General features: G+C 68.5%; 20 protein-coding genes. 2 read left to right on the forward strand and 18 right to left on the reverse strand.

Annotation, left to right across the window (positions count from 1 at the left end; translation table 11 throughout):
* Positions 1-177: 177 nt before the first annotated feature.
* The 17 genes from ACK4UM_RS17440 to ACK4UM_RS17520 form a co-directional block, all read right to left on the reverse strand.
* Positions 178-1848 carry a ribonuclease J gene (locus tag ACK4UM_RS17440; RefSeq protein ID WP_409801759.1) on the reverse strand — a complete coding sequence of 557 codons (1671 nt, stop codon included), beginning with the start codon at positions 1846-1848 and terminating at the stop codon, positions 178-180.
* A gap of 56 nt (positions 1849-1904) precedes the next feature.
* Positions 1905-2687 (reverse strand): biotin--[acetyl-CoA-carboxylase] ligase, encoded by a 783-nt coding sequence (locus ACK4UM_RS17445; protein WP_409801764.1) that lies wholly within the window; start codon positions 2685-2687, stop codon positions 1905-1907.
* A 2-nt stretch (positions 2688-2689) separates the two neighbouring features.
* On the reverse strand, positions 2690-4147 hold the full coding sequence (nuoN, locus tag ACK4UM_RS17450) for an NADH-quinone oxidoreductase subunit NuoN (protein ID WP_409801770.1): 1458 nt from the start codon (positions 4145-4147) through the stop codon (positions 2690-2692).
* A 13-nt stretch (positions 4148-4160) separates the two neighbouring features.
* Complete coding sequence (locus tag ACK4UM_RS17455; protein ID WP_409801775.1) at positions 4161-5681, reverse strand: NADH-quinone oxidoreductase subunit M; 1521 nt, start codon at positions 5679-5681, stop codon at positions 4161-4163.
* 1 nt (position 5682) lies between these two features.
* Positions 5683-7773, reverse strand: coding sequence for an NADH-quinone oxidoreductase subunit L (nuoL, locus tag ACK4UM_RS17460; protein ID WP_409801779.1), 2091 nt, complete (start codon positions 7771-7773; stop codon positions 5683-5685).
* A gap of 12 nt (positions 7774-7785) precedes the next feature.
* Positions 7786-8091 carry an NADH-quinone oxidoreductase subunit NuoK gene (gene nuoK, locus ACK4UM_RS17465; protein ID WP_409801783.1) on the reverse strand — a complete coding sequence of 102 codons (306 nt, stop codon included), beginning with the start codon at positions 8089-8091 and terminating at the stop codon, positions 7786-7788.
* 10 nt (positions 8092-8101) lie between these two features.
* A complete protein-coding gene (locus ACK4UM_RS17470) occupies positions 8102-8716 on the reverse strand; it encodes an NADH-quinone oxidoreductase subunit J (RefSeq protein ID WP_409801786.1) in 615 nt (204 codons plus the stop codon).
* Positions 8717-8918: 202 nt separating this feature from the next.
* On the reverse strand, positions 8919-9407 hold the full coding sequence (gene nuoI / locus ACK4UM_RS17475; RefSeq protein ID WP_409801791.1) for an NADH-quinone oxidoreductase subunit NuoI: 489 nt from the start codon (positions 9405-9407) through the stop codon (positions 8919-8921).
* A gap of 17 nt (positions 9408-9424) precedes the next feature.
* On the reverse strand, positions 9425-9670 hold the full coding sequence (locus tag ACK4UM_RS17480; protein ID WP_409801794.1) for a hypothetical protein: 246 nt from the start codon (positions 9668-9670) through the stop codon (positions 9425-9427).
* A complete protein-coding gene (gene nuoH, locus ACK4UM_RS17485) occupies positions 9670-10698 on the reverse strand; it encodes an NADH-quinone oxidoreductase subunit NuoH (protein WP_409801796.1) in 1029 nt (342 codons plus the stop codon). Before nuoH ends, ACK4UM_RS17480 begins: the two co-directional genes overlap by 1 nt.
* Positions 10699-10714: 16 nt before the next feature.
* Positions 10715-12793, reverse strand: a complete 2079-nt coding sequence (gene nuoG, locus ACK4UM_RS17490) for an NADH-quinone oxidoreductase subunit NuoG (RefSeq protein WP_409801799.1) — start codon at positions 12791-12793, stop codon at positions 10715-10717.
* A gap of 10 nt (positions 12794-12803) precedes the next feature.
* Complete coding sequence (gene nuoF, locus ACK4UM_RS17495) at positions 12804-14105, reverse strand: NADH-quinone oxidoreductase subunit NuoF (RefSeq protein ID WP_409801801.1); 1302 nt, start codon at positions 14103-14105, stop codon at positions 12804-12806.
* Positions 14106-14119: 14 nt separating this feature from the next.
* Positions 14120-15049 (reverse strand): NADH-quinone oxidoreductase subunit NuoE, encoded by a 930-nt coding sequence (nuoE, locus tag ACK4UM_RS17500; RefSeq protein WP_409801803.1) that lies wholly within the window; start codon positions 15047-15049, stop codon positions 14120-14122.
* A 91-nt stretch (positions 15050-15140) separates the two neighbouring features.
* The gene (locus ACK4UM_RS17505) at positions 15141-16331 is read right to left on the reverse strand and encodes an NADH-quinone oxidoreductase subunit D (RefSeq protein ID WP_409801806.1); all 1191 of its coding nucleotides are present in this window, start codon (positions 16329-16331) and stop codon (positions 15141-15143) included.
* A gap of 10 nt (positions 16332-16341) precedes the next feature.
* Complete coding sequence (locus ACK4UM_RS17510) at positions 16342-16965, reverse strand: NADH-quinone oxidoreductase subunit C (RefSeq protein ID WP_409801809.1); 624 nt, start codon at positions 16963-16965, stop codon at positions 16342-16344.
* 1 nt (position 16966) lies between these two features.
* A complete protein-coding gene (locus ACK4UM_RS17515; RefSeq protein ID WP_409801847.1) occupies positions 16967-17485 on the reverse strand; it encodes a NuoB/complex I 20 kDa subunit family protein in 519 nt (172 codons plus the stop codon).
* Between the two features lie 53 nt (positions 17486-17538).
* The gene (locus ACK4UM_RS17520; protein ID WP_409801812.1) at positions 17539-17904 is read right to left on the reverse strand and encodes an NADH-quinone oxidoreductase subunit A; all 366 of its coding nucleotides are present in this window, start codon (positions 17902-17904) and stop codon (positions 17539-17541) included.
* Positions 17905-18275: 371 nt separating this feature from the next.
* On the opposite strand from ACK4UM_RS17520, the gene ACK4UM_RS17525 reads away from it, so the two are divergent.
* Both ACK4UM_RS17525 and ACK4UM_RS17530 read left to right on the forward strand, forming a co-directional pair.
* Positions 18276-19214 carry an ATP-binding protein gene (locus tag ACK4UM_RS17525; RefSeq protein WP_409801814.1) on the forward strand — a complete coding sequence of 313 codons (939 nt, stop codon included), beginning with the start codon at positions 18276-18278 and terminating at the stop codon, positions 19212-19214.
* A gap of 160 nt (positions 19215-19374) precedes the next feature.
* Positions 19375-20247, forward strand: a complete 873-nt coding sequence (locus ACK4UM_RS17530) for an SDR family NAD(P)-dependent oxidoreductase (protein WP_409801817.1) — start codon at positions 19375-19377, stop codon at positions 20245-20247.
* Positions 20248-20275: 28 nt separating this feature from the next.
* On the opposite strand, the gene ACK4UM_RS17535 is transcribed toward ACK4UM_RS17530, so the two are convergent.
* Positions 20276-21226, reverse strand: coding sequence for a dienelactone hydrolase family protein (locus ACK4UM_RS17535; RefSeq protein WP_409801821.1), 951 nt, complete (start codon positions 21224-21226; stop codon positions 20276-20278).
* Positions 21227-21239 lie beyond the last annotated feature (13 nt).

The raw sequence follows: 21239 nt of genomic DNA on the forward strand, positions 1-21239 counted from the left end.
GGGAGGGGAGCCGAATCCCTCCCCGTAGGGGTGGGTGGCCTCGGAGCCGAAGGCGAACGAGGTCGGGTGGGGCCCGACGTTCGAAGCACACTCTCCCCCCGTGCCCCACCCGGCCTGTCTCGCTGACGCTCGCCAGTCCACCCTCCCCTACGGGGAGGGAGGGAGGGGAGCGCTTTCTTAGACCTCCACCACCAGCACGTGGCAGGCGGGCTTCTTTCCCCACGCGGCCTGGACGACGGACCGCACCGAGCGGCCGACGACCGTCTCGACGAAATCGCTGTCGCGGCGCTTCTGGCGGGAGAGCCCGTCGAGGGTGCGGGCGACGGTGTCGGCGATCGCGTCGACGAGATCCTTGCCGTCCTTGGTGCGGGCGGGCAGGCCGATGACGTCGAGCGCGGCCTCCCCGCAGACCTCGCCCTTGTCGTCGATGGCGATCGCGATCGAGACGAGACCGGCGAAGGCGAGCTTGCGGCGCTCGGGGATGCCGCGATCGCGCTCGTCGACGATGACGTCGCCGTCCTTGTAGAGGCGCCCCGTCGGCACGTTGTCGACGATCTCGGGCGAGCCCGGCCACAGCCGCGCCATCTGCCCGTTGCGCACGACGAAGGAGGACGGCACCCCGAGCGAGCGGGCGTAGCGCGCGTGCTCGGCGAGGTGCATCGCCTCGCCATGGGCGGGGATGACGCAATTGGGCCGCAGCCACTCGTAGAGCTTCGCGATCTCGCCGCGGCGCGGGTGGCCGGAGACGTGGACGAGGCCCTGCGAATCCGTCACGACCTCGATGCCGCGCTCGGCGAGGCGGTTCATGATGTGCAGAACGCTCTTCTCGTTGCCGGGGATTAGGCGCGAGGAGAACACGACCCGGTCGCCGGCGGCGAGGCCGAGCAGCGGATGCTGGTCCTCGGCGATGCGCGCGAGCGCCGCGCGCGGCTCGCCCTGGGAGCCGGTGATGAGGGCGACGACCTTGTCGCGCGGCAGCTTGTCGAAGACGTCGGCCGAGCGGAAGGCCTTGAGGCCGTCGAGATAGCCGAGCTCGCGCGCGACGGCGATCACCCGCTCGAGGGCGCGGCCGACGACGACCACCTCGCGCCCGCATTCCTCCGCAGCGAGCGCGACCGCGCGCACGCGCGCCACGTTCGAGGCGAAGGTGGTGACGGCGACGCGGTGGGGGGCGGCACGGATCACATCGGCGAGGCCCTTGGCCACGTCGGCCTCCGACGGGCTCACCCCCTCGCGGAAGGCGTTCGTCGAATCGGAGATCGCGGCGATCACCCCCTCCTCGCCGAGCCGGCGGAAGGTCGCCTCGTCGGTGGGCGTGCCGACGAGCGGCGTGTCGTCGAGCTTCCAATCGCCCGTGTGCACGACGAGGCCCGCGGGGGTGCGGATCGCCAGCGAATGCGATTCGGGGATCGAATGCGAGACCGGCACGTACTCGACGGAGAAGGGCCCCACGCGCACGGGCTTGCCGGGCGCGACGATGGTGATCGGGATCTTCGGCGCGCCGGGCTCGCCCATGCGCTTGGCCTGGATCAGCCCCTCCGCGAAGCGCGTCATGTAGACGGGCACCTTGAGGCGCGGCCACAGATTGAGGAGCGCGCCAATATGGTCCTCGTGAGCGTGGGTGATGAAGATCGCCTCGAGTTCGTCCTTTCGCTCCTCGAGCCAGCGCAGGTCGGGCAGAACGAGGTCGACGCCCGGCGCCTCCTCGCCCGCGAAGCTCACCCCGCAATCGACGAGAATCGATCGGCGGCTCTTGGCCGGGCCGTACCCGTAGAGCGCCGCGTTCATGCCGATCTCGCCCAGCCCGCCGAAGGGCAGGAAGACGAGCTCGTCTTGTCTGTCAGTCATGTCGGTTCGTTATCCTCGCAGCTTTCGGTTCACTCGATCTCTCATTGCGAACCCCGTCATTCGCAGGTCTCACGGGAGAATTGCAAGTCGCCGGCCTCGATCGCGCGGACGCCGTCGTCGCACGCGAGCAGGAGCCGGCCGTGTTCGTCCAGGCCGACGAAGCGGCCATGCGCGTCGCCGGCGGGCAGGCGCATGAGCACGCTCTCGCCCAGCCGCGCCGCGCGCGACAGCCAGTCCTCACGCAGACGCGCGAGACGGCTCTTCGGATCCGCGGCCGCGAACGCGGCGAGGCGCCGGGCCATTGTGCCCGACAGGGCCTCGAAGAGCGAGGCCGCCGTCAGATCCGGCGCGAGCGCGGCGAGCCGCGCGACGGGATAGGGCATCCCCTCCGGCGCATGGACGACGTTGACCCCGATGCCGATCACGAGGCCGAAGCGGCCGCCCGGCAGCCCGACGCCGTCGAGAAGGATACCCGCGCATTTCGCGCCGTCGAGCAGAAGATCGTTCGGCCATTTCAGGGCGAGCCGATCGGCCGCGCCCGGCGGCGCGAGCGCCTCGACCGCCTCGACGAGCGCGAGCCCTGCGAGGAAGCCGAGTTGGGGCGCCTCGCGCATGGCGCAGGGCTCGACGAGGGCGAGGCTCGCATAGAGATTGCCCGGCGGCGACGACCAGGCCCGCCCGTGCCGCCCGCGACCCTGCCCCTGCACCCGCGCCGTGATCCACGCGTGCCCCGGATCGCCGCGGCGCAGGGCCTCCGCGGCGTCGTCGTTGGTCGAGCCCGTCTCGTCGCGCGCCTCGAGGCGGTAGTCCGATGCGCGCGCGTCGTCCGAGAGCCGCACCGTCAGAACAAGGACTGGGCGGCAATGAGCGCCACCGCGACGAGCGGGGCCGCCGTGAGCCAGAGGACGAGGTTGAAGGCGCTCGACACCGCGATGACCCCGCCGACCGGCGTCGGGATCGGATCGAAGGCCGCGACCGGCTGGTCGAGGAGCATGACCTTGCAGATCCGCAGGTAGTAGAACGCCGACACGACGCTGAGCACCACGCCGATCACCGCGAGCGCCACGAGCCCCGCCTCGATCGCCGCGATGAAGACGTAGAGCTTCGCGAAGAACCCGGCGAAGGGCGGGATGCCGGCGAGCGAGAGCATGATGCCCGCGAAGGCGAAGGCGAGATAGGGATGGTTGCGCCAGGCGCCGGCGAGGTCGGTCACGTCCTCGAGCATGGTCCCTCCGCGCCGCATCGCGAGGATGCAGGCGAAGCCGCCGAGGGTGAGGACGAGGTAGATCGCCATGTAGATGACGACGCCCTGGACGCCCTCGACGGTGCCGGCGGCGAGCCCGATCAGCGCGAAGCCGATATTGCCGATCGAGGAATAGGCCATCAGGCGCTTGATGTTCGTCTGCCCGATCGCGGCGAAGGAGCCGACCAGCATCGACAGGATCGAGATGAAGACGATGATCTGGCGCCACTGATCGACGATCGCGGGGAAGGCGTCCATGAAGATGCGCACCGCGAGCGCCATCGCCGCCATCTTCGGCGCGGAGGCGAAGAACGCCGTCACCGGGGTCGGGGCGCCCTGATAGACGTCCGGCGTCCACATGTGGAAGGGCGCCGCCGAGATCTTGAAGGCGATGCCCGCCGCCACGAAGACGAGGCCGAACACGACGCCCGTCGAGGCTCCCCCCTCGACTGCGGCGCGAATGCCCTCGAAGGTCACGGAGCCCGTGAAGCCGTAGACGAGCGAGGCGCCGTAGAGGAGGAGGCCCGAGGCGAGGGCGCCCAGGACGAAATATTTCAGGCCCGCTTCGGTCGACTTGCCGTCGTCGCGGTGGAAGGAGGCGATGACGTAGGCCGCGAGCGATTGCAGCTCGAGGCCCATATAGACCGCGATCAGATCGTTCGCGGAGATCATCACCATCATGCCGATCGTCGCGAGCACGACGAGGATCGGATATTCGAACCGGTCGATGCCGAGCCGCGCGAAATGGTCGCGCGCGAGCATCAGGGCCACGATCGAGCCGATCAGGGTCAGGACCTTGAAGACCTTGGCGAAGACGTCGGAGACGAAGGCGCCGAAGAAGGTCGTCTGCGTCTCGTTCGGCTGCACGATCACGAGGAGGAGCGCGATCGCGAGGAGCCCGATCGCGCCGAAGGTGACGGCCCCCGTCGAGCGTTCCCCCTTGATCGCGCCGTAGAGGACGAGCCCCAGCACGCCGATCGCGAGCACGATCTCGGGCAGCGCCGGACCGAGCGCGGGAACGGCGTAGACGGGGAGGCTTGCAACTTGCGTGGGCATGTCGATCAGGGCCTCACTTCGCACCGAGCGCCGCATCGGCGACGCTCTGGAGGGCGGGAGCCGCGGCGGAGAGGACCGCCTGGGTCGGCGCCGCGAAGGCGTCGAGGATCGGCTGCGGCTGCACGCCGTAATAGATGACGAGGACGGCGAGCGGGATCAGCATCGCCATCTCGCGACGGGTCAGATCCGGCATCGCGGCGAGGGCGGGCTTGGCCTTGGCGTCGAGCGGGCCGTTCATCACCCGCCAATAGAGCCACAGCGCGTAGGCCGCCGACAGGATCACGCCGAAGGCCGCGAAGAAGGCGACCCAGAAATTCGCCTGGAAGGCGCCGACCATCGTCAGGAACTCGCCGACGAAGCCCGACGTGCCGGGAAGCCCGACATTGGCCATCGTGAAGGTGAGGAACAGGACGGCGTAGATCGGCATCCGGTTCGTCAGCCCCCCGAAGGCGGCGATCTCGCGGGTGTGCAGGCGGTCGTAGATGACGCCGACGCACAGGAAGAGCGCGCCCGAGATCAGCCCGTGCGAGACCATCTGGAACATCGCCCCCTCGATGCCCTGCGGCGTCATCGAGAAGATGCCCATCGTCACGAAGCCCATATGGGCGACCGACGAATAGGCGATGAGCTTCTTGATGTCCTCCTGCATCAGAGCGACGAGGGAGGTGTAGATGATCGCGATCACCGAGAGGGCGAAGACGAGCGGCGCGAAGTCGACCGACGCGTCCGGGAACATCGGCAGCGAGAAGCGCACGAAGCCGTAGCCGCCCATCTTCAGGAGGATGCCTGCCAGGATGACCGAGCCCGCAGTCGGCGCCTCGACGTGCGCGTCCGGCAGCCAGGTATGGACCGGCCACATCGGCATCTTCACCGCGAAGGAGGTGAAGAAGGCGATCCACAGCCAGGTCTGCAGCGACGGGTCGAAGCCGAAGGCGAGGAGGCGCTCGATGTCCGACGTGCCGGCCGTGAAGTACATGGCGATCATCGCCAGAAGCATCAGGACCGAGCCGAGCAGCGTGTAGAGGAAGAACTTGAACGAGGCGTAGATGCGTCTCTTGCCGCCCCAGACGCCGATGATGAGGAACATCGGGATCAGGACCGCCTCGAAGAAGATGTAGAACAGGAACAGGTCGAGCGCGACGAAGACGCCGATCATCAGCGTCTCGAGCACGAGGAAGGCGACCATGTACTCCTTCACGCGGGTCGTGATCGTCTCCCACGAGGCCAGGATGCAGAACGGCATCAGGAAGGCGGTCAGCAGCACGAACGGCATCGAGAAGCCGTCGACGCCGAGCTTGAAGGTGATGTTCTCCGCGATCCAGGCATGCGTCTCGACGAGCTGGAACTCGGCCGTGCCCGTGTCGAAGCGCGCCCAGGCGACGAGGGCGAGGAGGAAGGTGACGAGCGTCGTCGCGAGCGCGGCGAAGCGGACGTTCGCGAGCGTCGCCTCGTCCTCTCCGCGCTGGAGCAGGATGAAGGCCGCGCCGACGAGCGGCAGGACGAGAAGCCCGAACAGAATGCCGAAGCCGAACATCTCAGCGGGCTCCCGTGACGAGGTACCAGGTGACCATGAGGGCGACGCCGATCATCATCACGAAGGCATAGTGGTAGATGTAGCCGGTCTGCAGACGCACGACCCAGGACGTGGCGTCCATGACGCGCGCGGAGATCCCGTCGGGGCCGAGCCCGTCGATGATCCGCCCGTCGCCGGTGCGCCACAGCATGCGGCCGAGGCGCTTGGCGGGGCGCACGAAGAGCACGTCGTAGAGCTCGTCGAAATACCACTTGTTGAGCAGGAAGCGGTAGATCAGCGGGTGGCGCGCGGCGAGCCTGACGGGGACCGAGCGGTCGCGGATGTACATCCAGAAGGCGAGAAGGAAGCCCGCGACCATCATCACCATCGGCGACCACACGACCCAGGCCGGGACGTAATGGAAATCGTGCATGATGTGGTTGTCGGGACGCGCATAGAGCGCGCCGCCCCAGAAGGCCTCGTGGCCGTAGCCGATGAAGCGGTACTGGAAGAGGATGCCGGCGAAGAGCGCGCCGAAGGCGAGGATCCCGAGCGGGATCGTCATCACGAGAGGGCTCTCGTGCGGCGTATGGTGGCCGTGCGCGGTGTCGTGGTGCTCGTGCGGCGCCGCGTGAGAGGGCTCGAGATCCTGATCGCCCGTGCCGTGCTCGACGCCCTCGTGGACCGTGTGCCCGTGCGAATCGTGCGGATCGGCATGATGGGCGTCGCCGTGATGGGCGTCGCCATGGCCCGCCCAGCGCGGCGCGCCCTCGAAGGCGAGGAAGAACAGGCGCCAGGAATAGAAGGCGGTGAAGAGCGCCGCGACCACCGTCGCCACGAAGGCGACGTGCCCCGCCGCGTTGCCCGACGCGTAGGCCGCCTCGATCACCGCGTCCTTCGAATAATAGCCCGCGGTGAAGGGGAAGCCCGTGAGCGCGATCGTGCCGATGCCCATCATCACGGCGGTGAAGGGGATGTGGCGGCGAAGCCCGCCCATGTTGCGCAGGTCCTGCTCGTGATGCAGCGCGTGGATCACCGACCCGGCGCCGAGGAACAGGAGCGCCTTGAAGAAGGCGTGCGTGAACAGGTGGAACACGCCGATCCCGTAGGCGCCGACGCCGAGCGCGACGAACATGTAGCCGAGTTGCGAGCAGGTCGAATAGGCGATCACGCGCTTGATGTCGTTCTGGACGAGGCCCACCGTCGCCGCGAAGAAGGCGGTGATCGCGCCGACATAGGTCACGACGGTCAGCGCGGTGGGCGCCCACTCGAAGAGCGGCGACATGCGCGCGACGAGGAACACGCCCGCCGTCACCATGGTCGCGGCGTGGATGAGCGCGGAGACCGGGGTCGGGCCCTCCATCGCGTCCGGCAGCCAGGTGTGGAGCAGGAACTGCGCCGACTTGCCCATCGCGCCCATGAACAGGAGGAGGGCGGCGAGCGTCAGCGCGCCCTCGCGGTCGAGGCCGAGATAGGTGAAGGGCTCGGGCGAGGTCGCGAATTCCTCGACCGCCGGGAAGATCACGTCGAAGGAGACCGATCCGAACAGGACGAAGACGAGGAAGATGCCGAGCGCGAAGCCGAAATCGCCGACGCGGTTGACGACGAAGGCCTTGAGCGCCGCGGCGTTCGCGGAGTGCTTCTGATACCAGAAGCCGATCAGGAGATAGGAGGCGAGGCCCACGCCCTCCCAGCCGAAGAACATCTGCACCAGGTTGTCGGAGGTCACCAGCATCAGCATCGCGAAGGTGAACAGCGACAGATAGGCGAAGAAGCGCGGCCGCGAGGGGTCCTCGTGCATGTAGCCGATCGAGTAGAGATGCACGAGCGCCGAGACCGAGTTCACGACGACGAGCATCACCACGGTGAGCGTGTCGATGCGCAAAGCCCAGTCGACGATGAACTCGCCCGACGTCATCCACGTGGCGATCTGGACGCGCTGCGGCGCCGCGCCGCCCATGGCGACGTCGAAGAAGGCGATCCAGGACAGGAAGGCGCAGATCACGAGGAGGCCCGTCGTGATCACTTCGGAGGGGCGCGGGCCGATCGCGCGGCCGAACAGGCCGGCGATCAGGAAGCCGAGGAGGGGGAGGAAGACGATCGCGTGATACATCGCTCTTTGGCCTCAGCCCCTCATCGTGTTGATGTCTTCGACCGCGATCGTGCCGCGGTTGCGGAAGAAGATGACCAGGATCGCGAGCCCGATCGCCGCCTCGGCCGCCGCCACCGTCAGGATGAACAGGGCGAAGACCTGCCCGACGATGTCGTTGAGGAAGGCTGAGAAGGCGACGAGGTTGATGTTCACGGCGAGCAGGATGAGCTCGACCGACATCAGGATGACGATCACGTTGCGCCGGTTGAGGAAGATCCCGATCACGCCGAGCGTGAAGAGGATCGCGGCGACGGTGAGGAAATGGGTCAGGCCGATCATGTTCTTGTCCTCACACGCCCTCGCGCGGGCGCACCTTGACGACCTCGATCGAGGCCTCCTTGGTGCGCGCCGCCTGTTGCGCCGCGTCCTGGCGCTTCACCCCGACGCGCTCGCGCAGCGTCAGCACGATCGCGCCGATCATCGCCACGAGCAGGATCAGCCCCGAGAGCTGGAAGAAGTAGACGTAGCGCGTGTACAGGACCGAGCCGAGCGCCGCCGTGTTCGTCGCCGCGATCGCCGCCTCCGCCGCCGGCGCCTCGACCGCGAGGAGCTGCGGGTCGACCGCGAAGGTGGTCACGACGAGGACGAGCTCGATCAGGAAGATCGCCCCGACGAGGCCGCCGATCGGCAGGTATTGCAGCACCCCCTGGCGCAGGCTCGCGAAATCCACGTCGAGCAGCATGATCACGAACAGGAACAGAACCGCCACGGCGCCGACATAGACGACGATCAGGATCATCGCCAGGAACTCGGCCCCGAGCAGCACGAAGAGGCCCGCGGCGTTCACGAAGGCGAGGATCAGGAAGAGCACCGAATGGACGGGATTCCTGGACGCGATCACCAGGAAGGCCGAGGCCACCATGATGCCGGCGAAGAGATAGAAGAATGCGGCCGTGACGCTCATGCTCGTCGCTCGTTCCCCCGCCCGCCGCCTCCCCCCGCGCGACGGCCCCGCCTCCGAGAGGGGAGCAGGGTCGGCGAGGATCGGAGCCGATCAGGGCTCTGCAGGAAGCCGCCCGATTCCGAAACGGGACCGGGCGGCTCGTCTATAGACAAGGGCCGTGAGGTTCACAACCCGACGACAGGCGCAAGACGCGCCCGTATCTTCACCGATAAGGCGCATCCATCGCGATGTTCTTCGCGATCGCCCGCTCCCAGCGCTCGCCGTTCTCGAGCAGGCGGGCCTTGTCGTAATAGAGCTCCTCGCGCGTCTCGGTGGCGAATTCCATGTTCGGCCCCTCGACGATGGCATCCACCGGGCAGGCCTCCTGGCAATAGCCGCAATAGATGCACTTCACCATGTCGATGTCGTAGCGCGTCGTGCGGCGGGTGCCGTCGTTGCGGCGCGGGCCGGCCTCGATCGTGATCGCCTGCGCGGGGCAGATCGCCTCGCACAGCTTGCAGGCGATGCAGCGCTCCTCGCCGTTGGGATAGCGCCGAAGCGCGTGCTCGCCGCGGAACCGGGGCGAGCGCGGGTTCATCTCGAAGGGGTAGTTGATCGTCGCCTTCGGCTTAAAGAAATAGCGCATCGAGAGGGCGAACGCCGCAGCGAACTCCTTCAGGAAGAGCGCCTTCGCAGATTGGTCGAGACCCATCACGTCCTCCTCGAGCTTCACCCGGCGAGCGTTCGGCCGACGAGGTAGCCGAAAACCGGAATGGCGAGCACCGTCGCCGCGAACAGGAGCCAGCGCATCAAGACGATGCGCCGCTCGAAATCCGCCTTCTCGGCGGGTGTCGCGGAGCGGTCGAGCCTGCGCAGGCTGGCCTCGACCACTCCGACGACGATTCGGTAGTTCACCCAACCGACGATCAGCCCCACGAGGGCGCCGACCAGACCGGCCGGGGAGAGCGCGTCCATCACCCAGCCATGCCCGGGGCGAGCCCGGTGAGCTTCAGGAAGAAGGCCACCACGACGACCGCCGCGAGCGAGATCGGCAGGAACACCTTCCAGCCGAGCCGCATCAGCTGATCGTAGCGGTAGCGCGGCACGAAGGACTTCACCATGGCGAAGACGAAGAACACGGCCGTCATCTTCAGGACGAACCAGACCACCCCCGGCACCCAGGTGAAGGGCGCGAAGGGGAAGGGCGGCAGCCAGCCGCCGAGGAACAGGATCGTCATCAGCGCGCACATGGTCATGATGGCCACGTACTCGCCGAGCATGAAGAGCAGGTAGGGCGTGGAGGAATATTCCACCATGAAGCCCGCGACGAGCTCGGATTCGGCCTCCGGCAGGTCGAAGGGCGGGCGGTTGGTCTCCGCGAGCGCCGAGATCAGGAAGATCACGAACATCGGGAAGAGCCACAGCCAGTACCAGCCGAACATGCCGAGCGCGGTGTTCTGCGATTCGACGATCGCCGTCAGGTTCAGGGAGCCGACGCACAGGAGCACCGTGATGATCACGAAGCCGATCGAGACCTCGTAGGAGATCATCTGCGCGGCCGAGCGCAGGGCGCCGAGGAAGGCGTATTTCGAGTTCGACGCCCAGCCCGCGATGATCACGCCGTAGACCTGCAGCGAGGACACCGCGAAGACGAACAGGATGCCGACATTGATGTCGGCGATCACCCAGCCCGCATCGACGGGGATCACCGCCCAGGCGGTCAGCGCCAGGAAGACGAGGATCAGGGGCGCGAGCAGGAACAGGCCCTTGTTCGCGGAGGCCGGGATCACCGGCTCCTTGAGCACGAATTTCAGCAGGTCCGCGAAGCTCTGCAGGAGCCCCCAGGGCCCGACCACGTTCGGCCCGCGGCGCAGCTGCACCGCCGCCCAGATCTTGCGATCCGCGTAGAGGATGTAGGCGATGTAGACCATCAGGACCGACATCAGCAGGAAGCTGAAGAAGGCGATGGCGAGGACGTCGAGCGTGGCTTGCCAGAAGGTCATGATCGTTCGTCCGTCCTCATTCCGCCGCTTCCGCGCGGGCGCCCTGGGCGAGCGCCGAGCACTCGGCCATGATCGCGGAGGCGCGCGCGATCGGGTTCGTCAGGTAGAAATCCGCGATCGGGCTCGCGAAAGGCGCGCGCTCGACGGCGCCGCCCGCTCCCGCGAGCGCCGCGAGCGCCGCCGGATCGGCCGGGTGGACGTCCTCGAGATCGGCGAGGTGCGGATGCGCCGCGTGGAGGCGCTCGCGCAGCTGCGCCAGCGTGTCGAAGGGCAGGCGCCGGCCGAGCGCGTCCGAGAGGGCGCGCAGGATCGCCCAATCCTCGCGCGCCTCGCCCGGCGGGAAGGCGGCGCGATTGGCCATCTGCGGGCGCCCTTCCGTGTTGACGTAGGTGCCGGACTTCTCGGTATAGGCCGCGCCCGGCAGGATCACGTCGGCGCGGTGCGCGCCGCGATCGCCGTGCGTGCCCTGGTAGATCACGAAGGCGCCGGGCCCGACCTCGATCTCGTCGGCGCCGAGGAGGAACGCGACGTCGAGCGCGCCCGCCTGCGCCATCGCCTGCGCATCGAGCCCGCCCTCGCCCGGCACGAAGCCGAGATCGAGCGCGCCGACGCGGGATGCAGCGGTGTGGAGCACGGCAAAGCCGTTCCAATCGTCGCGCGCGGCGCCGAACGTCGTCGCGGCCTTCGCGGCGAGCGCGAGGATCGCGAGACCGTCGGGCCGCGAGAGCGCGCCCTGGCCCACCAGGATCACCGGACGCTCGGCCTTGTTCAGGATCTCCGCGAAGGGATGGCTGCCCGAAACGATCGCCTCCAGCGTCTCCGGTCCGGCGCCGAGATGCTGATGGGGATAGGTGAGGTCGACGCGCTCGCCGACGAGGCCGATCTCGATCGGGGCCGCGCGCCAGCGCTTCCGAATGCGCACGTTGACGAGCGAGCCCTCGACGCGCGGATTGGAGCCGACGATCAGGATCGCGTCCGCCTCCTCGAGCCCCTGGATCGTGGGGTTGAAGACGTAGGAGGCGCGGCCGAAGCGCGGATGCAGCACGCTGCCGTCCTGGCGGCAATCGCGGTTCTTCGACCCGATCGCGTCCATCAGAAGCCCAAGCGCGAAGGTCTCCTCGACCGCCGCCAGATCGCCGACGATCGCCCCGATGCGCTCGGGCGCGGCGCCCGACACCGCGCGCGCGATCGCCGCGAAGGCCTCAGACCACGAGGCCGGGCGCAGGCGGCCGTTCTCGCGCAGGTAGGGCCGGTCGAGGCGCTGGCGGCGCAGGCCGTCGACGATGTGGCGCGTCTTGTCGGTGATCCACTCCTCGTTGATCGCCTCGTTGACGCGCGGCAGGATGCGCATCACCTCGCGCCCGCGCGTGTCGACCCGGATCGCCGAGCCGACCGCGTCCATCACGTCGACCGATTCGGTCTTCGTCAGCTCCCAGGGCCGCGCATTGTAGGCGTAGGGCTTCGAGGTCAGCGCGCCGACGGGGCAGAGATCGGCGACGCAAGACTGCAGCTCCGAGCCCATCGCGCGCTCGAGATAGGTGGTGATCTCCATGTCCTCGCCGCGGCCGATCGCGCCGAGATCGGGCACGCCCGCCACCTCGGTCGCGAAGCGCACGCAGCGCGTGCAATGGATGCAGCGATTCATCCACGTCTTGACGAGCGGGCCGATATACTTGTCCTCGACGGCGCGCTTGTTCTCGTGGAAGCGCGAACTATCGACCCCGTAGGCCATCGCCTGGTCCTGCAGGTCGCACTCGCCGCCCTGGTCGCAGATTGGGCAATCCAGCGGGTGGTTGATGAGGAGGAACTCCATCACCCCCTCGCGCGCCTTCTTCACCGTCGCGGACTTCGTCGAGACGACCGGCGGCTCGCCATTGGGGCCGGGGCGGCAATCGCGCACGCCCCAGGCGCAGGAGGCGACGGGCTTCGGCGCGCCCTTCAGCTCGACGAGACACATCCGGCAATTGCCGGCGACCGAGAGGCGCTCGTGGAAGCAGAAGCGCGGGATCTCGGCGCCGGCGGCCTCGCAGGCCTGGAGCAGCGTGTATTCGGCGGGGACGTCGACCTCGACGTCGTCGACGATGATCTTCGGCATGGTCTCGTCCTCACTCCGCCGCGACCGGAACCGGGTCCGCGTGCGGATTGGCCGCGTATTCGTCGATCCGGCGCTCGATCTCGTGCCGGTAATGGCGGATGAGGCCCTGGATCGGCCAGGCCGCCGCGTCGCCGAGCGCGCAGATCGTGTGGCCCTCGACCTGCTTCGTCACCGCGAGCAGCATGTCGATCTCGCGCTTCTGCGCGCGACCCTCCGCCATGCGCGAGAGGACGCGCCACATCCAGCCCGTGCCCTCGCGGCAGGGCGTGCACTGGCCGCAGCTCTCGTGCTTGTAGAAATAGGAGATCCGCGCGATCGCCCGCACGATGTCGGTCGACTTGTCCATCACGATCACGGCCGCGGTGCCCAGGCCCGAGCCGAGGCCGCGCAGCGTATCGAAATCCATGGGCGCGTCGGCGATCTGCTCGGCAGGCACCAGCGGCACCGAGGAGCCGCCGGGGATGACGCAGAGCAGGTTGTCCCAGCCGCCGCGGATGCCGCCGCAATGCTTGTCGATCAGCTCGCGGAAGGGGATGCCCATCTCCTCCTCCACGTTGCAGGGCTTGTTGACGTGCCCGGAGACGCAGAAGAGCTTCGTGCCGTGGTTGTTCGGGCGGCCGAGCCCGGCGAACCACGCGCCGCCGCGGCGCAGGATCGTGCCCGCGACCGCGATGGATTCGACGTTGTTGACCGTCGTCGGGCAGCCGTAGAGGCCCATATTGGCCGGGAAGGGCGGCTTGAGGCGCGGCATGCCCTTCTTGCCCTCGAGGCTCTCGAGCAGAGCCGTCTCCTCGCCGCAGATATAGGCGCCGGCCCCGTGATGCACGTAGAGATCGAACGGGTAGCCGTGGATGTTGTCCTTGCCGATCAGATTGGCCTCGTAGGCCTCGTCGACCGCCCGCTGCAGGGCGATGCGCTCGGCGATGTATTCCCCGCGCAGGTAGATATAGGCCGCATGCGCCCCCATCGCGACCGAGGCGAGAAGGCAGCCCTCGATCAGGAGATGGGGATCGTTGCGCATGATCTCCCGGTCCTTGCAGGTCCCGGGCTCGGATTCGTCGGCATTGACGACGAGGTAATGCGGGCGGCCGTCCGATTGCTTGGGCATGAACGACCACTTGAGCCCGGTGGGGAAGCCCGCCCCGCCGCGCCCGCGCAGGTTCGACTTCTTCATCTCGTCGATGATCCAGTCGCGACCCTGGTCGATCAGGAACTTCGTCTCGTCCCAGGCGCCGCGGCGGCGCGCGGCCTCGAGGCCCGGCGAGTGGAAGCCGTAGAGATTGGTGAAGATGCGGTCCTTGTCCTGGAGCATGGGGGCGGTCTCCTTCAGGACGTCTTGTCGCCATCCGGCTTCTTGCCGGATGAATCTTCGGACTTGCGGGCGCGCTTCGTCTTCGTCGACGCGGCCGCCTTGCGCTTGTCGGCGGGGATCGGCTCCTCGCCCGCCGCCGCGCGCTGGGCGGGAGCGTCGGCCGCGGGGGTCTCGATGGCGCGGCCGGAATCGGGCTTGGCGGGCTTCGGCTCGCTCGCGGCCTGCTTCGTCGCGGCCTCGGCCTCGGCCTTCGCGCGCTCATCGGCATCCTTCGCCGCCTTGGCCTGCGCCTCCTCGGCGAAGCGCGCCTTCCAGGCGCCGACGCGCGAGCCGTCGAACAGGCTCTCGTCGGTGAGCGTGAACGGGCCGCCTTCCGGCTCGGATGTGGTGCGGCCGGCTTGCGAGCCGATCTTCACGGGGCGCCCGGCGGCGAGATCGTCGAGGAGCGCCTCGAAATTCTCAGGGGTCAGGTCCTCGAAATAATCGTCGTTGATCTGCACCATCGGCGCGTTGCAGCAGGCGCCGAGGCACTCGACCTCGAGCCAGGAGAACAGGCCGTCGGCGCTGACGTGCCCCGCCTCGCCGATGCGCTTCTTCAGGACGGCCTTGATGGCGTCCGAGCCGCGCAGCTGGCAGGGCGTCGTGCCGCACATCTGGATGTAGAACTTGCCGACCGGTTCGAGGTTGAACATCGTGTAGAAGGTCGCGACCTCGAGGACGCGGATATACGGCATCGCCAGCCGCTCGGCGACCGCCTCGATGGCGACGCGCGGCAGCCAGCCGCCGCAATCCTTCTGGACGCGCCACAAGAGCGGGATCACCGCGGAGGCCTGGCGCCCTTCCGGATATTTGGCGATCTGCGCCTTCACCCAGCTCTCGGTCTCCGCGGAGAACGCGAACTGAGAGGGTTGCACGTCGTCGGGTGCGAGCCTGCGAACGGCCATGACCTGTCTTCTTCTCTGCCTCTGCCGCGGGTGCCGGGAGGCGACCCGCGCTCGTGCGAAGCTCCGGAGCACGCCCCGGAGCCGTTCGATCTCAGCGGTCGACCTCGCCGAAGACGATGTCGATCGAGCCCAGGATGGCCGACACGTCCGCGAGCATGTGCCCGCGGCACAGGAAGTCCATCGCCTGGAGATGGGCGAAGCCCGGCGCGCGGATCTTCACGCGATAGGGCTTGTTGGTGCCGTCCGCGACGAGATAGACGCCGAACTCGCCCTTGGGCGCCTCCACCGCGGCGTAGACCTCGCCCGCCGGCACGTGAAAGCCTTCCGTGTAGAGCTTGAAGTGATGGATGAGCGCTTCCATCGAGCGCTTCATCTCGCCGCGGCGCGGCGGCGCGATCTTGCCGTCCATCGTCGTCACCGGCCCGCGCCCGTCCGGCGCGCGGAGTTTCGCGATGCACTGCTTCATGATGCGCACCGATTGGCGCATCTCCTCCATGCGGATGAGCTGGCGATCGTAATTGTCGCCGTTCTTCCCCACGGGGATGTCGAAGTCCATCTCCTCGTAGCACTCGTAGGGCTGCGCCTTGCGCAGGTCCCACGGCGCGCCCGAGCCGCGCACCATCACGCCCGAGAAGCCCCACTTCCAGCAATCCTCGAGCGACACCACCGCGATGTCGACGTTGCGCTGCTTGAAGATGCGGTTCTCCATCACGAGCGCGTCGATGTCGTCGACCGTGCCGAGGAAGGGATCGCACCAGGCCTCGATGTCGTCGATCAGCTCGGGCGGCAGGTCCTGGTGGACGCCGCCGGGGCGGAAATAATTGGCGTGGAGCCGAGCGCCGGACGCGCGCTCGTAGAACACCATCAGCTTCTCGCGCTCCTCGAAGCCCCAGAGCGGCGGCGTGAGCGCGCCGACGTCCATCGCCTGCGTGGTGATGTTGAGGAGGTGCGAGAGGATGCGCCCGATCTCGGAATAGAGGACGCGGATGAGCTGCGCGCGCCGCGGCACCTCGATGCCGAGCATGCGCTCGATCGCGAGGCAGAAGGCGTGCTCCTGGTTCATCGGCGCGACGTAGTCGAGCCGGTCGAAATAGGGCGTGCCCTGGATGTAGGTCTTGTATTCGAGGAGCTTCTCGGTGCCGCGATGCAGGAGCCCGATATGCGGGTCGACGCGCTCCACGAGCTCGCCGTCGAGCTCGAGCACGAGGCGCAGAACGCCGTGCGCGGCCGGATGCTGCGGGCCGAAATTGATCGAGAAGTTGCGGATGTCGTGCTCGCCCATGGCCGCCTCCTCAGCTCCTGCCCGCCGCCTTCTCGTCGCCGGGCAGGACGTAATCCGTCCCCTCCCAGGGCGAGAGGAAGTCGAAATTCCGGAATTCCTGCGTGAGCTTCACGGGCTCGTAGACGACGCGCCCCTGCGCCTCGTCGTAGCGCACCTCGACGAAGCCGGTGAGCGGGAAGTCCTTGCGCAGAGGGTGACCCTCGAAGCCGTAATCGGTCAGGATCCGGCGCAGGTCCGGATGGCCCGAGAACAGGATGCCGTAGAGGTCGTAGGCCTCGCGCTCGAACCAGTTCGCCGCCGGGAAGACGTCGATCAGGCTCGGCACCGGATTGCGCTCGTCGGTCTCGCACTTCACGCGCAGGCGGATGTTCCGGCTCGGCGACAGGAGGTGAAGAACGACGTCGAAGCGCCTCTCGCGGCTGGGATAATCGACGCCGCACAGGTCGATGAACGAGACGAAGCGATAGTGCCCGTCGTCGCGCAGGGCCGTCACCGCCTCGCGCCAGGATTCGCGCTCGACGACGAGCGTCAGGTCGCCGAAGGCGATCGTCGCCGAGCGGAGCGCGTCGCCGAGGATCTGCCTGACATGGGCTTCGAGCGCGCCGAGCGCGGTGGTGTCGGACACTTGCGTCATCTCAGCGCTCGATCGTCCCCGTGCGACGGATCTTCTTCTGGAGGAGCAGCACGCCGTAGAGCAGCGCCTCCGCGGTGGGCGGGCAGCCGGGCACGTAGACGTCCACCGGCACGATGCGGTCGCAGCCGCGCACCACCGAATAGGAATAATGATAGTAGCCGCCGCCGTTCGCGCAGGAGCCCATCGAGATGACGTAGCGGGGCTCCGGCATCTGGTCGTAGACCTTGCGGAAGGCGGGCGCCATCTTGTTGGTGAGCGTGCCGGCGACGATGATCACGTCCGATTGGCGCGGGGAGGCGCGCGGCGCGAAGCCGAAGCGCTCGGCGTCGTAGCGCGGCATCGACATCTGCATCATCTCGACCGCGCAGCAGGCGAGGCCGAACGTCATCCACATGAGCGAGCCGGTGCGCGCCCATTTGACGAGCTCGTCCGCCGAGGTGACGAGGAATCCCTTGTCCGCGAGCTCGGCCGAGACCTTCGTGAAGAACGGATCCTCGCCCTGCGGCGGACGGGCGCGCAGCGCGTGCGCGTCCTCCGTCTGCGGGGCGAGATCGCGCGTCTTGCCGGGGTCGATCAGTCCCATTCCAGAGCTCCCTTCTTCCACTCGTAGACGAAGCCCACGGTGAGCACCGCGAGGAAGATCATCATCGACCAGAAGCCGAACCAGCCGATCTCGCCGAACACCACCGCCCAGGGGAACAGGAACGCCACCTCGAGGTCGAAGATGATGAACAGGATCGCGACGAGGTAGAAACGCACGTCGAACTTCATCCGGGCGTCGTCGAAGGCGTTGAAGCCGCACTCGTAGGCGGAGAGCTTCTCCGAATCGGGCTTCTTGTAGGCGACGACGAAGGGCGCCGCGAGCAGGATGGCTCCGATGACGAGGGCGACGCCCATGAAGATCACGAGCGGCAGATAATCGGCTAAGAGCGAGGTCATGACGCTCCCTTCTCGCGTGGCCGCATGGCGCCGACGCTCCGGTTTCGAACGGCTTTCGATCGGACGACGCGATGCGAGGCGACGCTTATCCCAGGGCCATGTCGGAGGCAAGGGCCGGAGCCGTCGCACGCGTCACGCTTTCGGCGCAAATCGTGTGGTTTTCGGGCAGTCCTTAAGGGATTTCCCGCAGGCGGCTTCGGATCGTGCGCCGTCCTCGCGGGAAATGGCGATCGCGGCGGGTTCGCGAAAGGGGCTGTTACGCCGCGTCGCAGGCGCGCTCGACGAGAGGCGGCCCGCCCTTCGATTTGCGGGCGCGCCCGCAAGGCGCTATCGAGCGAGCGACCGTCGCCTCTCTCGGATACGTGATCCTCATGTCGGACGAGCCTTCCCCCCTGCACCACCCGAAAGCGGCGCCCGACGCGCTCCTCGCCGCCGCGCTGCGGATCGCGGAGGCGCTGGAGCGGATCGCGCCGCCGCGGCCCGAGCCGTTCCGCGCGGAGGCGGCCGACGCCTTCGTCTGGCATCCGGAGGGGCACCGCCTCGCCCCCGTCGCGCGCGTGAACCGCGTGCCGATCGGCCTCCTCCAGGGCATCGACCGGGTCCGCGATCTCCTCGTCGACAACACCGAGCGCTTCGCCCGCGGCCTGCCCGCCAACAACGCCCTCCTGTGGGGCGCGCGCGGCATGGGCAAATCCTCGCTCGTGAAGGCGGCGCAGGCGGACGTCAACGCGCGGCTCGCGGGGGAGGGGGGAGACGGGGGCGTCCTGCCGCTCAAGCTCGTCGAGATCCACCGCGAGGACATCGAGAGCCTGCCCGCTCTGATGAACATCCTGCGCGCGGACGCGCATCGCTTCGTCGTGTTCTGCGACGATCTCTCCTTCGATGCCGAGGACACGTCCTACAAGTCCCTCAAGGCCGCGCTCGAGGGTGGCGTCGAGGGCAGGCCCGAGAACGTGATCTTCTACGCCACCTCGAACCGCCGCCACCTCCTGCCCCGCGACATGATGGAGAACGAGCGCTCGAGCGCCATCAATCCAGGCGAGGCGGTGGAGGAGAAGGTCTCCCTCTCCGACCGTTTCGGGCTGTGGCTCGGCTTCCACAAATGCTCGCAGGACGAGTATCTCGCGATGGTCTTCGGCTATTGCCGGGCGCTCTCGCTGGCGGTCGAGGAGGAGCGCGTGCGCCGCGAGGCGCTCGAATGGGCGACGACCCGCGGCGCCCGCTCGGGCCGCACCGCGTGGCAATTCGTCCAGGACCTCGCTGGGCGGATGGGCGTTCGCTTGGGGACCCTGGAGAATCCCTCCCCGTAGGGGAGGGTGGCCCCTGAGCGAAGCGAAGGGGTCGGGTGGGGCACGACGCTCGCCGCGCGATCTCCACCCGGGCCCCACCCGACCTCGGTCGCTCCGCTCCCGAGGCCACCCTCCCCTCCGGGGAGGGATCTCGCCCGCCCGCCCCGACGAGGAGCCTCCCATGCCGTCTCCCGAAAACCCCTCCCTCGTCGTCACCGGCGCCACGAGCGGCATCGGGGAGGCGATCGCGCGGGCGGCTCTGGCGCGGGGGTGGCGGGTGTTCGGGTCGGCGCGGCGGCGGGAGGATGCGGATCGGCTCGCGGAGCGGCTCGGCGCGCGCTTCCACCCGCTGGTGCTCGACGTGACCGACTACGCCTCCCTCGAGCGGGCGGCGGGGGAAGTCGGCGCGGCTTTGGGGGAGGGGAGGCTCGCCGGCCTCGTCGCCAATGCCGGCATCGGCATTCCGGGGCCGCTCGACTGCCAGGATTGGGGGGAATGGCGCCGGCAGGTGGAGGTGAACCTGTTCGGCACCGCCGCCACCGCCAAGACCTTCCTGCCCCTCCTCGGCACGGACCCGGGGCGGAGGGGGCCCAAGGGGCGGATCGTCACCATGTCCTCGCTCGGCGGCATCGTCGGCCAGCCCTTCGTCACCGGCTATTGCGCCTCGAAGCACGGCATCGAGGGGTTCTCGGAGGCGTTGCGACGCGAGCTCGCGCCCCTCGGCATCCCGGTGATCATCATGGCGCCCTCGCTCGTCGAGACGCCGGTCTGGGACAAGGTGCGCGCGCAGGATCTCTCGCGCTTCGACCACACGCGCTGGGGCCGCGCCTTCCGCTCGGCGATCGAAGGCATCGTCGAGGCCGCCCCGCGCCACGGCATGTCCGTCGAGGGCGTCGCGCAGGCGACGATGCGCGCGCTCACCGACCGCCATCCCCGCCTGCGCTACGCCCCCGCGCGGATCCCCGTGATCGAGCAGGGGCTGATCCCGCTCGCGCCGCGGCGCCTGATCGACGCGATCATGCGGTTTCGGATGGGGCGGATGATGCGGGATTGAGCGCCGCCGGGGTCTCGGGTGCACCCCGTCACAAGGCCGCGCCGACGCGCCGGCCGAGGGCGATCGGCGGGGTCGCGGCGAGCGCGCGGTCGAGGAAGCCGGCGAGGCGCTCGTCGGAGCGCTTGCAGGTCTCCTCGCAGCGCAGCATGTGGTAGCCCGAGGGGCTCGCGTTCAGCGCGAGCGCCAGCGTCCGGCTCGTGCGGCCGCGGATCACGATGCCGGTGCGCTCGTCGACGAGCCGGTTGGCGACATCGAGGCGGAAGCGGCAGCCGATCAGCGAGAAGCGCACGAATTTGGGCTCGAGATTGTCCGAGTCCCACTGATGGTAGGCGCTCTCGTAGAGGTTGAAGCCGACCTTGGAGCCGCCGCGGCGCAGATCCTGCGCGATCTCCCGCGAGCGCGCGATGCAGACGTTGCGATCGAGCCCACCGACGAAGATCTCGACCGGCGCGCCCGTCGTGCGCGGGTTCTCGAAGCGCGGCACCGAGGCGCCGTAATAGCTCGCATGGGCGGCAAAGCGCAGGCCGTCGGGCGCGAACAGGCGCGCCATCTGCTCGTAGGCGGCGAGCACGCTCACCATGCCGCCATAGGAGAAGCCCATCACGCCGACGCGGGTGGGGTCCACCATCGGCATGTCGGCGAGGAAGCGCAGGGCGCTGAAAGCGTCCGACAGCATCATCGTCTCGGTGACGGCGAGCGCCCGGCGCGGATGGATGGCGTAATCGCGCCCGCGCGCGGCGAAGGTGTCGACCGCGAGCGTGACGTAGCCCTCCTCCGCGAGCATGCGCGCATAGCGCAATTCGCGCTCGGGGATGATGCCGCCGAGGCCCGGCAGGATCACCAGAGCGGGCCGGCTCTTCGGCAGCGTCGCCGCGACCGGGGTGAACAGATGCCCGCGGCCGGTGGTCGGGCGGGCGCGCCCGCGCTCCTCGTCCTGGAGGGTGAAAGGTGAGGTCGTCGCGAAGGCGATCTGCGGCATGGTGTCGGCATCC

Origin of the sequence: Salinarimonas sp. (genome assembly GCF_046292825.1) — a bacterium.
In the GTDB taxonomy this organism is placed as follows: domain Bacteria; phylum Pseudomonadota; class Alphaproteobacteria; order Rhizobiales; family Beijerinckiaceae; genus Salinarimonas.

Coding starts and splice junctions, on each gene's coding strand:
- ACK4UM_RS17440 (WP_409801759.1), bottom strand. CDS start 1,848: ATGACTGACAGACAAGACGAGCTCGTCTTCCTGCCCTTCGGCGGGCTG.
- nuoN (WP_409801770.1), bottom strand. CDS start 4,147: ATGCCCACGCAAGTTGCAAGCCTCCCCGTCTACGCCGTTCCCGCGCTC.
- ACK4UM_RS17455 (WP_409801775.1), bottom strand. CDS start 5,681: ATGTTCGGCTTCGGCATTCTGTTCGGGCTTCTCGTCCTGCCGCTCGTC.
- nuoL (WP_409801779.1), bottom strand. CDS start 7,773: ATGTATCACGCGATCGTCTTCCTCCCCCTCCTCGGCTTCCTGATCGCC.
- nuoK (WP_409801783.1), bottom strand. CDS start 8,091: ATGATCGGCCTGACCCATTTCCTCACCGTCGCCGCGATCCTCTTCACG.
- ACK4UM_RS17470 (WP_409801786.1), bottom strand. CDS start 8,716: ATGAGCGTCACGGCCGCATTCTTCTATCTCTTCGCCGGCATCATGGTG.
- nuoI (WP_409801791.1), bottom strand. CDS start 9,407: ATGGGTCTCGACCAATCTGCGAAGGCGCTCTTCCTGAAGGAGTTCGCT.
- ACK4UM_RS17480 (WP_409801794.1), bottom strand. CDS start 9,670: ATGGACGCGCTCTCCCCGGCCGGTCTGGTCGGCGCCCTCGTGGGGCTG.
- nuoH (WP_409801796.1), bottom strand. CDS start 10,698: ATGACCTTCTGGCAAGCCACGCTCGACGTCCTCGCCATCGCCTTCTTC.
- nuoG (WP_409801799.1), bottom strand. CDS start 12,793: ATGCCGAAGATCATCGTCGACGACGTCGAGGTCGACGTCCCCGCCGAA.
- nuoF (WP_409801801.1), bottom strand. CDS start 14,105: ATGCTCCAGGACAAGGACCGCATCTTCACCAATCTCTACGGCTTCCAC.
- nuoE (WP_409801803.1), bottom strand. CDS start 15,049: ATGGCCGTTCGCAGGCTCGCACCCGACGACGTGCAACCCTCTCAGTTC.
- ACK4UM_RS17505 (WP_409801806.1), bottom strand. CDS start 16,331: ATGGGCGAGCACGACATCCGCAACTTCTCGATCAATTTCGGCCCGCAG.
- ACK4UM_RS17510 (WP_409801809.1), bottom strand. CDS start 16,965: ATGACGCAAGTGTCCGACACCACCGCGCTCGGCGCGCTCGAAGCCCAT.
- ACK4UM_RS17520 (WP_409801812.1), bottom strand. CDS start 17,904: ATGACCTCGCTCTTAGCCGATTATCTGCCGCTCGTGATCTTCATGGGC.
- ACK4UM_RS17525 (WP_409801814.1), top strand. CDS start 18,276: ATGTCGGACGAGCCTTCCCCCCTGCACCACCCGAAAGCGGCGCCCGAC.
- ACK4UM_RS17530 (WP_409801817.1), top strand. CDS start 19,375: ATGCCGTCTCCCGAAAACCCCTCCCTCGTCGTCACCGGCGCCACGAGC.
- ACK4UM_RS17535 (WP_409801821.1), bottom strand. CDS start 21,226: ATGCCGCAGATCGCCTTCGCGACGACCTCACCTTTCACCCTCCAGGAC.